This window comes from Flavonifractor sp. An112 (assembly GCF_904377885.1).
GTDB classification, from domain to species: Bacteria; Bacillota; Clostridia; order Oscillospirales; family Oscillospiraceae; genus Flavonifractor; species Flavonifractor avicola.
The window spans coordinates 1-12,959 of record NZ_CAJFGT010000012.1 but is presented as its reverse complement, the minus strand read 5'-3'; the positions used below and the strand labels follow the sequence as shown (position 1 = coordinate 12,959).

Genomic DNA, 12,959 nt, shown 5'->3' with positions numbered 1-12,959 from the left:
CCATGCCGTCCGAGCTGACCCCCATGATGCGCCAATATCTGAAAATGAAAGAGCTTCACCCGGACTGCATCCTCTTTTTCCGGCTGGGTGACTTCTATGAGATGTTCCAGGAGGACGCCAAGCTGGCCTCCAAGGAGCTGGATCTCACCCTCACCACCCGGGACCGGGGCAAGCCGGAGGATCAGCGCACCCCCATGTGCGGCGTGCCCTACCACAGTGCCGACGCCTACATCGCCCGGCTCATCGCCAAGGGCTACAAGGTGGCCATCTGCGAGCAGATGGAGGACCCCGCCACCGCCAAGGGGCTGGTGGACCGGGACATCATCCGCATCGTCACCCCCGGCACCGTCATCGCCTCCTCCATGCTGGAGGAGGGCCGCAACAACTTCATCTGCGCCATTTACCAGGACTCCGCCGGGGCGGGGCTGTGCTTCTGCGACATCTCCACCGGCGAGATCTCCGTCACCTCCTTCACCGGCCCCGACGCCAACCAGCACCTGTGCAACGAGCTGGGCCGCTTCTCCCCCCGGGAGGCCATGCTGTCCGACGGGGCCTACAGCGACGCCGCCCTGCTGGACTTTCTCACCAACAAGCTGGACTGCCGGTGCGAGAACGGCGGGGAGGCCCGCTTCCGGCCCGACGCCGCCCGCACTCTGGTGGGGGAGCAGTTCACCAGCGGCCTGGACCAGCTGCCCCAGGGGGACGACCACGCCCTCCAGGCGGTGGGGGGCCTTTTGAGTTACCTGTACGAGACCCAGAAGACCGACCTCTCCCACATCACCAGCCTCACCTGGTACACCTCCGGTCAGTTCATGGAGCTGGACCTTACCGCCCGGCGCAATCTGGAGCTCACCGAGACCCTCCGCTCCAAGGAAAAGAAGGGGAGCCTGCTGTGGGTGCTGGACAAGACCCGCACTGCCATGGGCCACCGGCTCATCCGCGCCTGGATGGAGCGGCCCCTGCTCTCCCCCGGCGCCATCAGCCGCCGGCTGGGTGCGGTGGAGGAGCTGGTGGGGGACCCCATCGGCCGGGACGAGCTGAAAAACACCCTGCGGGAGGTCACCGACCTGGAGCGGCTCATCGGCCGCATCGTGTACGGCACCGCGGGGGGGCGGGACCTGATGGCTCTGGCCACCGGCCTGGGCAAGCTGCCCCGTCTGCGGGAGCTGCTCTCCCCCTACTCCGGGGCCCTGCTCACCTCCCTGTCCGCCGCCCTGGACGACCTGCCCGACCTGCGGGAGCTGATCTGCTCCGCCATTGTGGACGAGCCCCCCTTCTCCGTCCGGGAGGGCGGCTTTATCCGGGCGGGCTACAACCCTGAGGTGGACCGGCTGCGGGACATCCTCACCAACGGCAAGGACCTGGTGGCCGCCGTGGAGGCCCGGGAGAAGGAAAAGACCGGCATCAAGAGTCTGAAGGTGGGCTTCAACAAAGTATTCGGTTACTACATCGAGGTATCCAAGTCCTACTACGACCAGGTGCCCGACCACTACATCCGCAAGCAGACCCTGGTGAACTGCGAGCGGTTCATCACCCAGGAGCTGAAGGACCTGGAGCACGAGATCCTGTCCGCCCAGGACCGGGTCACCGCCCTGGAGTATCAGCTCTTCTGCGACCTGCGGCAGCAGGCCGCCGCCCGGGTGGGGGACATCCAGCGCTCCGCCGCCGCCGTGGCCCAGGTGGACGTGCTGGCCTCCTTTGCCGCCGTGGCCGCCGAGAACGGCTACTGCCGCCCGGAGGTGGACCTGTCCGACACCATCGACATCTCCGAGGGCCGCCATCCCGTGGTGGAAAAAATGCTGAAAAACGCTCTCTTTGTCCCCAACGACACCTGGATGGACGGAAAAGACAACACGGTGGCCATCATCACCGGCCCCAACATGGCAGGTAAGTCCACCTATATGCGGCAGGTGGCCCTCATCGTCCTGATGGCTCAGATGGGCTCCTTTGTCCCCGCCCGCTCGGCCCGCATCGGCATCGTGGACCGGGTGTTCACCCGCATCGGAGCCAGCGACGACCTGTCCGCCGGTCAGTCCACCTTCATGGTGGAGATGACTGAGGTGGCGGAACTCTTAAAAAACGCCACCAGCAAAAGCCTGCTCATCCTGGACGAGATCGGCCGGGGCACCTCTACCTACGACGGTATGTCCATCGCCCGTGCGGTGCTGGAGTACTGCGCCGACAAGAAAAAGCTGGGGGCCAAGACCCTCTTTGCCACCCACTACCATGAGATCACCGCCCTGGAGGGCGTCATCCCCGGGGTAAAGAACTACAACATCGCCGCCAAGAAGAAGGGGGACGACATTCTCTTCCTGCGGAAGATCGTCCCCGGCGGGGCCGACCAGAGCTACGGCATTGAAGTGGCCAAGCTGGCCGGGGTGCCCGACAAGGTCATCACCCGGGCCCGCCACATTCTGAAGGAGCTGGAGGCAGGTGGGGTCCAGACTCCCCAGGCCCCGGCGGCTCCCTCCACCGACCAGATGTCCCTGCTGGACATGGGGGGCGGAGAGGTGGTCCGGCGGCTCCAGGGGGTGGATCTCAACACCCTCACCCCCATCGAGGCCATGAACCTGCTCTTTGAATTGAAGCAGCTGGTATAAAACCAACCACAAAAAAGGAGGAACACACCATGCTCACCGGACGGCGCCGCCCCTGGCGGCCCCAGATCACCCGGGCCGAATGTTACCGGGGCTGGGTCTTTTTCGCCCTGTATGTGTTTCTCTTCCCCTGGCTCATGGGCTGGGTCCAGCGCTCCTATCAGGGGGAGTTTCCGGTGGCCGAGGCCAACGTGGTGTACTACCTCATCATTGCTTCTCTCACCTTTCTGGTGTTCTGGTCCTTCCTGAGAACCGGCTTCCGGCTGCTGCTGGACTGGCTGCCGGAGAACCTGTTCGCCTTTGTCACCGGCCTGGTGGGAGCCGAGGTGCTCTCCTTCCTGGTGGGCCTCATCCCCCTGCCGGTGCAGAACCCCAACCTGATCAGCTACCCCGAGCAATACTACTTCGCCCCCACCGCCACCGTCTTTATTCTGGTGGTACTCATGCCCCTGGTGGAGGAGCCCCTGTTCCGTGGTCTGCTCTTCGGCTCGGTCCGCAATTACAGCCGGCCCCTGGGCTATGTGCTGTCGGTGATCCTCTACTCCTTCTACTGCGCCGTCCAGTTTGTGTATGCCTTTGGGACCCTGGACCTGCGGTACCTGCTGCTGATGATCCAGTATGCCCCCATGGCCCTGGCGCTGGCCTGGTGCTACGACCGGGGCGGCTCCATCTGGAGCGCCGTCGCCCTGCATATGGCCATCAACGGGTTTACGTTGCTGGGGGCGCTCAGATAAGTGCGGGCGGGTGTGGGCACCCGCCCCTACAAGGCCCTTTTTAACGGTAGAGGCCGATGCCCACATCGGCCCGTTTCCATTTTCTTTCCTGGAAAGTTGGTACTTTTATGCCTCACATCCAACAACTTGACTCCCATGTGGCCGACCTGATCGCCGCCGGCGAGGTGGTGGAGCGGCCCGCCTCCGTGGTGAAGGAGCTGATGGAAAACGCCATCGACGCCGGAGCGGACAAGCTGACGGTGGAGATCCAGCACGGGGGCATGACCCTGATCCGGGTCACCGACAACGGCTGCGGCATTGCCGCCGATGAGGCCCCCACCGCCTTTCTCCGTCACGCCACCAGCAAGCTGCGTACCGAGTACGACCTGGAGGCCATCGGCACCCTGGGCTTCCGGGGCGAAGCTCTGGCCGCCATCTCCGCCGTGTCCCGGATGGAGCTGCTCACCCGCACCGCCGACGCCCCCCTGGGCACCGCCCTCTCTCTGGAGGCGGGGGTGGTGGTAAGTCAGGAGGAGGCGGGCTGTCCCCAGGGCACCACCATGGTGGTGAAGGATCTGTTCTACAACACCCCCGCCCGGCTCAAGTTTATGAAGAAGGACTCCGCCGAGAGCGCCGCCTGCTTCGCCATGATCCAGCGGCTGGCCCTGTCCCACCCGGAGGTGAGCATCAAGTTCCTCCGGGACGGCAAGCAGGACCTGCTCACCCCCGGCGACGGCAAGCTCCAGTCTGCCCTGTACGCGGTGCTGGGGAGGGACCTGGCCCTTGGCTTCACCCCGGTGAAGGGCTCCGGGGAGGATATGAGCGTCACCGGCTTTGTGTCCCTGCCCACCTGTTGCCGGGGCACCCGGGGCTATCAGCACTTCTTCGTCAACGGCCGGTATGTAAAGAGCCGCACCATGATGGCCGCCCTGGAGGAGGCCTACGCCAACCAGAAGATGGTGGGCAAGTTCCCCGGCTGCGTGCTCCACCTGACCACCAGGCTCAACGCCGTGGACGTGAACGTCCACCCCACCAAGCAGGAGGTCAAGTTCGGCAGCGATAAAAAGGTATTTGACGCGGTGTATTACGCCGTAAAGTCCACCCTGGAGGCCGACCGGTCCCGGCCCTCCGCCCTGGCGGACAGCCCCCGGCTGGCCCCCAAGGCAACTCAGGACACGGTGACCCCTCACCAGACCACCTTCCGCACCATGACGGCGGAGCAGTTCCGCAAGACGGCGGACAAACCCGCCCCGTCTCTGCCTCTCCACGATATTGCCGCCCGGCCTGCCCAAACCGCTCAACCTGTGCGGGCGGCCACAAGGGTGGCCCCTACCGTTCCGGAACGGCCGGTTCCAACCGCCTCCACCATACAGCCCGAGCCCAAACCGGCCCCGGCTCCCACCCCATCGTCTGTAAGGACTGCTGTCCCAGACATCCCGGCCAAAACCACCCCGCCTGTGGAGGCGGCTCCCGAGACCCCGCGGGCGACCACAAGGGTCGCCCCTACGGTGGTCGAAAAGGAACCCGTTCCCACCATCCCCCCTGTGGAACCCCAGACTCCCATCCAGCCCGAGCCGGAAGAAACACCCTGGCGCATGGTGGGTGAGGTCTTAAACACCTACATCATCGTGGAGCAGGGGGACAAGGTGCTCCTCATCGACAAGCACGCCGCCCACGAGCGGATGAACTTTGACCGCCTGAAGGCGGCGGGGTACACCCCCATGGTCCAGACCCTGCTCACCCCGGTGGTCTTTACCCCTCCGGCGGAGGAGGGGGCCGCCCTGCTGGCCCAGCTGCCCCTGCTGGAGCGCTTCGGCTTTGAGGCGGAGGACTTCGGCGGCGGGGCTATCATCGTCCGCACCGCCCCCGACGACGTGGACGCCGCCGCCATTCCCGACGTGCTGCTGGAGCTGGCGGGCAGGCTCATCACCTGCGGCACCGCCGACCCGGACAGCGCCCGGGACGCCCTCCTCCACACCATGGCCTGCAAGGCGGCCATCAAGGGGGGCCAGAAAAACGGGGAGGCCGAGCTGCTCAAGGTGGCTAAAGCTGTCATGGCGGGGGAAGTGAAATATTGTCCCCATGGCCGCCCGGTGGCCATTGAGCTGACCCGCAGCCAGATCGAAAAGCGGTTCGGACGGGCATAACTCCCCGGGAAATGTGGTCCCTTCCCCAGCATTCGACAAAACCTTTCCAGTAATTGGTATATATTGGATGCATCTCAGAGAAAAAGGAGTGCATCCAAATGCAAAAGACACCCAACCTGCAAGACCTGTTCCTGCTCCGCGCCCGGCGGACCCGGGCCAACGTCACCACCTTTTTGATGAACGGCTATCAGCTGAAAGGCCAGATCGTGGGCTATGACGCCTTTGTGGTGGTACTTATGACGGGGGACAAGCAGCAGGTGATCTACAAGCACGCCATCTCCACCATCGTGCCCGAACGGGCCATCTCTCTGGAGCGGGAGGAGCGCGGCGACTGACCAAAGGAGCGCCTATGAAGCAAGGTTCTTTGAATTCCCGCATCGTGATGCTGCTCGTACTGGCGGGGGTACTCATTTCCATCGGAGTCTCCGCCTTCAGCAGCCTGCGGGAGCTCTATCCCACGGTGCTGGCCTATACCTACACCGTCAGCGACAGCGTGGAGGCCACCGGCTTTCTGGTCCGGGAGGAGAGTGTCCTCACCGGCCAGGGCGGCACGGTGGAGGTCCTCCCCGAGGAGGGGGAGAAGGTAAGCCGGGGTGAGACCGTGGCCCTGCTCTACCAGAGCGACGCCGGACTCACCCAGCGGGAGACCCTCCAGCAGCTGCTGCTGGAGCAGGAGCAGCTGGAATACGCCCTGGCCCAGACCGGCGGCAGCGGCGACTCCGCCCAGCTCAGCGACCGGGTGGCCGACGCCATTGCCAATCTTCGGGGGGCTTCCGCCTCCGGCGACCTCACCGGTCTGGAGAGCCAGACCATGGAGCTGAAGAGCCTGATTTATAAGCGCAGCTATACCTTTGATGCGGAGGGGGAGGACTCCACCGCCGCTCTCCAGGCCTCGTTGGACGACGTGAAGGCCCAGATCCAGTCTTTGACCGCCCAGGCCTCCCAGAGCACCAGCCGGGTCACCGCCGCCCAGTCGGGCATTTTCTCCGGTCTGGTGGACGGATACGAGAGCCTTATCACCCCCGCTATGATGGAGACCCTTACCCCGGCCCAGCTGAAGGACCTGTCCAACCAGAAGCCGGCGGAGGATACCTCCGCCATTGGCAAGCTCATCACCAATTCCACCTGGTACTTTGCCTGCACCCTGCCGGAGGCGGACGCCGAGCGGCTGGTGGAGGGCCGCAGCATCACCGTCCGCTTTTCCCGGGACTGGTCCGGCGAGGTGGACATGAAGGTGGAGCGGCTGGGGGACCCGGTGGACGGGCAGGTGGTGGTGGTACTGTCCACCGACAAGTTCCTGTCCGACACCACCCTGCTGCGGCGGCAGACGGTGGAGCTGGTCTTTGAGACCACCTCCGGCATCCGCCTGCCCAAGGAGGCCCTGCGGGTGGAGCAGCAGACCGTCACCGACAGCGAGACCGGCGAGGAGTCCCAGGTATCGGTCACCGGCGTGTATGCCCTGGTGGGCCAGTGTGCCGAGTTCAAGCCGGTATCCATCCTGGCCGAGGAGGACAACTACATCCTGGTCACCGCTGCCGATACCTCCACCACCACGGCAGCCAAAAAGGCCCTGCGGGCGGGAGACCAGATCATCATCTCCTCCGGCGAGCTCTATGACGGCAAGGTCATCGATTAGTTTGGACGATCCCTCTGCGCACCAGACGCGCAGGCGGTTTTGCCTTATTTATGTGTGTATTTTTTGGAGGTGCCTATTATGTCCCTGGAAGAGAAAGTAGCGCAGGTCAAGGCCAACATCGCCGCCGCGGCCCGGGAAGTGGGCCGTGACCCGTCCGAGATCACCCTGGTGGCCGCCACCAAGGTCCAGACCTCGGATACCATCCGGCAGGCCATTGCCGCCGGTATCACCATCTGCGGAGAGAACCGGGTGCAGGAGATGACCGCCCACCTGGATGACGACGCCTATGCCGGGGCCGCCCTCCATTTCATCGGCCATCTGCAGACCAACAAGGTCAAGCAGGTGGTGGGCCGGGTGGATCTCATCGAGTCGGTAGGCTCGGAGCACCTGCTGGACGCCATCGAGGCCCAGGCCGCCAAGCTGGACCTGGTCCAGGACATTCTGCTGGAGATCAACATCGGCGGGGAGGAGTCCAAAAGCGGCATTTCTCCCGACGAGCTGCCCGCCCTGGCCCAAAAAGCCGCCGCCTGTCCCCATGTGAATCTGCGGGGGCTGATGGCCATCCCTCCGGTGGCCGAGGGACCCGACGGAAACCGGCCCTTTTTTGCGAAAATGCGTCAGCTTTTTGTTGACATAAGAGGCAAGATGTCGGATAATGGAACCACAATCGACTGTCTTTCTATGGGAATGAGCGGCGATTATGAGGACGCCGTCCGCGAGGGCGCCACCCTGGTGCGCGTAGGCACCGCCCTGTTCGGCCCCCGCCCTCCCATGCATAAAGCTTGATATGATTCAGGAGGTAACCGAATATGGGATTGTTTGATGAACTGCGGCGGCTGGCCCGCCCCTACGAGGACGAGCCCGAGGACGACTACGAGGACGACTTCGAGCCTGTCTCCCGCAGTGAGCGGATGGACCGCACCGGCGGCGACCGGCTGGAGCGCAAGAGCGCCAAGAGCCAGGCCGCTCAGGAGTCCACCGGCAGCCTCTATTCTCTGGATAACGAGCGCCGCAGCAACAAGGTGGTCAACATCCACACCACCACCCAGCTGCAGGTGGTGCTGGTGAAGCCCGAGCGCTTCGAGAACGCCAGCGAGATCGCTGACCACCTGCGTGAAAAGCGCACCGTGGTCCTCAACCTGGAGTCCACCAACAAGGACATTGCCCGCCGCCTGCTGGACTTCCTGTCCGGCGTGGCCTACGCCAACGAGGGCAAGATCAAGAAGGTGGCCATCTCCACCTACATCATTACGCCCTACAACGTGGACATTCTCGGTGATCTCATCGATGAACTGGAGAACAACGGGCTGTATTTCTAAGCAGTAAAATCCATTTGCCATAGGGCGCGACGGATCGTCACGCCCTATGTGCTGTGTTGTCCCGTCCGTGGGACCCACAAGATACAAACAGATTCAGGGGGAATTGACTATGCTTACGCCGCAGGAAGTTTCGGAACACGCCTTTACCAAGGCGTTTAACGGATATAATATGTCGATGGTGGACGAATTTCTGGATATCCTGACGGCGGATTACACCACCCTCTACAAGGAAAACGCCACCCTGAAGGCCAAGATGAAGGTGCTGGTGGAGAAGGTGGAGGAGTACCGCTCCACCGAGGACGCCATGCGCAAGGCCCTGATGACCGCTCAGAAGATGGCGGACGACCTGGTGGCTGAGGCTGAGAGCAAGCGCAACCAGCTGATGCAGAACGCCGAGGCCGACGCCAAGGCCCGAATGGCCGAGCTGCAGCAGGCCATTCGGGACGAGCAGATGCGCCTGGCCGCCGCCCAGCAGTCCACCGCCGCCTATGTGGGCAAGCTGAAGGAGCTTCATCAGCACGAGATGGATTTCCTCAGCGGCCTGTCCAAGCTGACCGCCGCCGCCCCTGTGTCCGTGGACCCGGTGGGGGATACCGCCCGGGACATCGAGGAGAACGTGGAGCGGATCATCCAGCAGGAGCAGGAGGACACCACCGACCTGTCCGCCCCCGAGGGCGCCAAGGAGAGCAGCCTGTACGATGAGCTGATGGAGCTCAGCGGCCGGAAGGCCCCCGCCGCCGCTCCTGCGGAGGAGGACGAGGACGACGTGGTGGAGGAGCCCACCCGCCGCATCGACTTTGACAACCTGCAGTTCGGCAAGGACTACGAGATCCGCTGAACCGCTGACAAACCATGACGGAAGGCGCCGCGGTTTTCCACGGCGCCTCCTTTTTATCTGGAGGTATAACCATGCACTATCTGCACACCACCCTTTACGTCACCGATCTGGAGGCTTCCGTCTCCTTTCTGGAGAATTGGACCGGGCTGAAGGTCCTCCGCCGGTTCTCCATGGGCGACGCCCACTTTGCCTTCCTCTCCGGCGGGGAGGGGGAGACCGCTGTGGAGCTGATCCAGGGCGCCGGCCACTCTGACGTCCGCTATGCCGGTCTGTCCCTGGGCTTCGCCGTGGCCGACCTAGACGGGGAGCGGGCCCGTGCGGAGGCCGCCGGGCTGAACCCCAGCCCCATCCGTGAGCCCCATCCGGGGGTCCGCTTCTGTTTCCTCACCGGTCCGGACGGACTTACCGTTCAGCTGATGCAAAAGGGGTAAAACCCCTTGACAGAAGCCTTGCAAACAGGTAAGATACTGGGAGACGCCAAAAAAGGGCGTCTCCCAGTGATTTTCATCTGTAAAATGCTGTGACGAGGACGAGTACCGCCCCCAACCCTGCGCAGAGAGCCGCCGTTTTGGTGCAAGGCGGACAGGACGGGCCGGGAAAATCACCTCTGAGCATGGCCGCCGAACGGAGTAAGCGGCCCCGGCTGGCCCCGTTACAGGCTGTCGAGCGGTCCCGGCCCGTCCGGGACAACGAGAGTGGTACCGCAGAGGTGTGCGCCTTTGTCTCTTGAGAGACGAAGGCGCTTTTTGTTTGCCTCCAACCCCGTTTTTTATTTATTTTCAATATAAAAAGGAGAAACACCCATGGACTACAACCAGACTGTCCACCTGCCCCAGACCGACTTCCCCATGCGGGCAGGCCTGCCCAAGCGCGAGCCCGATATGCTCCAGGAGATGTACGACCACGACCTCTATAACAAGATGGTCAAGCGCAACGAGGGCAAGCCCAGCTTCGTCCTCCACGACGGCCCGCCCTACGCCAACGGCAACATCCACATCGGCACCGCCCTGAATAAGATCCTGAAGGACATGATCGTCAAGCACAAGAACATGACCGGCTTCTGCGCCCCCTACGTGCCCGGCTGGGACACCCACGGCCTGCCCATCGAGTCCGCCGTTCTCAAGGACAAGAAGGTCAAGCGGGACGAGATGACCACCGCCCAGTTCCGCACCAAGTGCCGGGAGTACGCCGAGGGCTACATCGCCAAGATGACCGAGCAGTTTAAGCGTCTGGGCGTGCTGGGCGAGTGGGACAACCCCTATATCACCCTGCTGCCCGAGTTTGAGGCCAGGCAGATCGAGGTCTTTGGTAAGATGGCCGAGAAGGGCCTCATCTACAAGGGCATGAAGCCGGTGTACTGGTGCCCCGCCGACCAGACCGCTCTGGCCGAGGCCGAGATCGAGTACGCCGACGACCCCTGTACCACCATCTTCGTCAAGTTCCCCGTCCGGGACGACAAGGGCAAGCTGGGTCAGTACACCGACCTCAGCAAGACCTACTTCGTGATCTGGACCACCACCCCCTGGACCATCCCCGGCAACTTCGCCATCTGCCTGAACGCCGAGTTCGACTACGTGCTGCTCCAGGTGCCCTCCGGCGACGTGTACGTGCTGGCCAAGGACCTGGCCGAGAGCGTGTGCAAGGCCGCCCACATCGACTATGAGGCCTGCAAGGTGCTGGCCGAGCTGAAGGGCTCTGAGTTCGAGCTGATGACCGCCACTCACCCCCTCTTTGACCGTGAGTCCGTCATCCTCAACGGCGAGCACGTCACCCTGGACGCCGGTTCCGGCTGCGTCCACACCGCCCCCGGCTTCGGCGCCGAGGACTTCCAGATCTGCCAGCAGTACGACAAGGCCGGCCTCACCCACATCGGCGTGCCCGTGCCGGTGAACGCCAAGGGCGTCATGACCGACAGCCGCTACAACGGCCAGTTCTACGCCAAGGGCAACGACATGGTGGTGGAGGACCTGGAGCGCGAGGGCTTCCTGGTGGCCAAGGAGTCCATCACCCACTCCTACCCCCACTGCTGGCGCTGCAAGAACCCCATCATCTACCGGGCCACCGAGCAGTGGTTCTGCTCCGTGGACGCCATCAAGGACACCGCCGTCAAGGCCTGCGATGACATCCAGTGGCACCCCGGCTGGGGCAAGGAGCGCATGATCTCCATGATCTCCGAGCGCAACGACTGGTGCATCTCCCGCCAGCGCGTGTGGGGCGTGCCCATTCCCATCTTCTACTGCGACGACTGCGGCGCCGACATCGTCACCCCCGAGACCATCGCCCATGTGGCCGCCCTCTTCCGGGAGCACGGCTCCAACGTGTGGTTTGACCGTGAGCCCCGCGACCTGCTGCCCGAGGGCTTCGTGTGCCCCAAGTGCGGCAAGGCCCACTTCTCCAAGGAGACCGACATCATGGACGTGTGGTTCGACTCCGGCTCCACCTGGGCTGCCGTGGCTGCCGAGCGTCCCTACCTGAAGTACCCCGCCGACCTGTACCTGGAGGGCGGCGACCAGTACCGCGGCTGGTTCCAGTCCTCCATGCTCACCTCCATCGCCGTCAACGGCGTGGCCCCCTACCACCAGATCGCCACCCACGGCTGGACCGTGGACGGCGAGGGCAAGGCCATGCACAAGTCCCTGGGCAACGCCGTGGCCCCCGATGAGGTCATCAAGGAGTACGGCGCCGATATGCTCCGCCTGTGGGTGGCCTCCGCCGACTACACCCAGGATATGCGCATCTCCAAGGAGATCATGAAGCAGCTCTCCCAGGCCTACCTGAAGATCCGCAACACCGCCCGCTATATGCTGGGCAACCTGTGCGACTTCGACCCAGACGCCAACCTGGTGCCGGTTGAGCAGCTGATGGATCTGGACCGCTACGCCCTCCACTGCCTCAACGAGCTGGTGAAGAACGTCCGTGCCGCCTACGACCGCTACGAGTTCCACGGCGTGTACCGTGCCATCTACAACTTCTGCGTGGTGGATATGTCCAACTTCTATCTGGACATCATCAAGGACCGGCTGTACTGCGGCAGCGAGGCCGAGCGCCGCTCCGCCCAGACCGCCCTCTACTATATCCTGGACGGCATGACCCGTCTGGTGGCTCCCATCCTGGCCTTCACCTCCGACGAGATCTGGCACGCCATGAAGCACGCCAAGGGCGTGGACGCCGAGAGCGTGCTGCTCAACGATATGCCTGAGGACAACGCCGCCTTCGCTCTGGACGAGGCCTCCAAGGACCGCTGGGCCAAGCTGGTGGCTCTCCGTGACGCCGTCAACAAGGCCCTGGAGAACGCCCGCAACGCCGGCGTGTTCAAGAAGGCCCAGGACACCGAGGTGACTGTCTCCGTGTCCGAGGAGGACGCCGACTTCCTGAAGGACGTGGACCTGGCCTCCCTGTGCATCGTGTCCAAGGTGGCCGTCACCACCGACAGCGTGGAGGGGGAGAAGAACGAGGAGTGCCTCATCCCCTGCACCATCGCCGTCAAGCTGTCCGAGTCCCCCAAGTGCCCCCGCTGCTGGAACCACAACGACGCCATCGGCACCGACGGCCATCACGCCGAGCTGTGCCCCCGCTGCGCTGCTGTTGTGGGCGAGTAAGCCATATTGTGAAAAAGGGCCTGTTGCAAAATAGCTGTTTTGCACAAACCTGTCATTGCGAGCCAGTGCGCACACTGGCGTGGCAATCCGTTTCCCCGGCAAAAGGGACG

At 63.7% G+C, this 12,959-nt stretch carries 10 protein-coding genes and 1 other annotated feature; all 10 genes read left to right on the top strand.

Annotated features, from left to right (window positions below; all coding sequences use genetic code 11):
* The first annotated feature begins 2 nt into the window (after positions 1–2).
* Positions 3–2,600: a DNA mismatch repair protein MutS gene (mutS, locus tag IHN22_RS03055; protein WP_191433373.1), complete on the top strand. Its 2,598-nt coding sequence runs from the start codon at positions 3–5 to the stop codon at positions 2,598–2,600.
* 29 nt (positions 2,601–2,629) lie between these two features.
* Positions 2,630–3,331: a CPBP family intramembrane glutamic endopeptidase gene (locus tag IHN22_RS03050; RefSeq protein ID WP_191433372.1), complete on the top strand. Its 702-nt coding sequence runs from the start codon at positions 2,630–2,632 to the stop codon at positions 3,329–3,331.
* A gap of 107 nt (positions 3,332–3,438) precedes the next feature.
* Entirely contained in the window at positions 3,439–5,457 is a 2,019-nt protein-coding gene (gene mutL, locus IHN22_RS03045; RefSeq protein WP_191433371.1) for a DNA mismatch repair endonuclease MutL, read from the top strand.
* Between the two features lie 98 nt (positions 5,458–5,555).
* The gene (hfq, locus tag IHN22_RS03040; RefSeq protein WP_087188916.1) at positions 5,556–5,792 is read left to right on the top strand and encodes an RNA chaperone Hfq; all 237 of its coding nucleotides are present in this window, start codon (positions 5,556–5,558) and stop codon (positions 5,790–5,792) included.
* Positions 5,793–5,806: 14 nt separating this feature from the next.
* Complete coding sequence (locus tag IHN22_RS03035; RefSeq protein ID WP_087330550.1) at positions 5,807–7,093, top strand: HlyD family efflux transporter periplasmic adaptor subunit; 1,287 nt, start codon at positions 5,807–5,809, stop codon at positions 7,091–7,093.
* Between the two features lie 78 nt (positions 7,094–7,171).
* Positions 7,172–7,879, top strand: a complete 708-nt coding sequence (locus tag IHN22_RS03030) for a YggS family pyridoxal phosphate-dependent enzyme (protein ID WP_191433370.1) — start codon at positions 7,172–7,174, stop codon at positions 7,877–7,879.
* 23 nt (positions 7,880–7,902) lie between these two features.
* Positions 7,903–8,412: a cell division protein SepF gene (locus tag IHN22_RS03025; RefSeq protein WP_087188919.1), complete on the top strand. Its 510-nt coding sequence runs from the start codon at positions 7,903–7,905 to the stop codon at positions 8,410–8,412.
* A gap of 109 nt (positions 8,413–8,521) precedes the next feature.
* Positions 8,522–9,250 (top strand): DivIVA domain-containing protein, encoded by a 729-nt coding sequence (locus tag IHN22_RS03020; protein WP_191433369.1) that lies wholly within the window; start codon positions 8,522–8,524, stop codon positions 9,248–9,250.
* A gap of 71 nt (positions 9,251–9,321) precedes the next feature.
* Positions 9,322–9,681, top strand: coding sequence for a VOC family protein (locus IHN22_RS03015; RefSeq protein WP_158094691.1), 360 nt, complete (start codon positions 9,322–9,324; stop codon positions 9,679–9,681).
* 80 nt (positions 9,682–9,761) lie between these two features.
* Positions 9,762–9,980, top strand: a binding site (T-box leader).
* A gap of 73 nt (positions 9,981–10,053) precedes the next feature.
* Positions 10,054–12,849, top strand: a complete 2,796-nt coding sequence (ileS, locus tag IHN22_RS03010; protein WP_191433368.1) for an isoleucine--tRNA ligase — start codon at positions 10,054–10,056, stop codon at positions 12,847–12,849.
* Positions 12,850–12,959 lie beyond the last annotated feature (110 nt).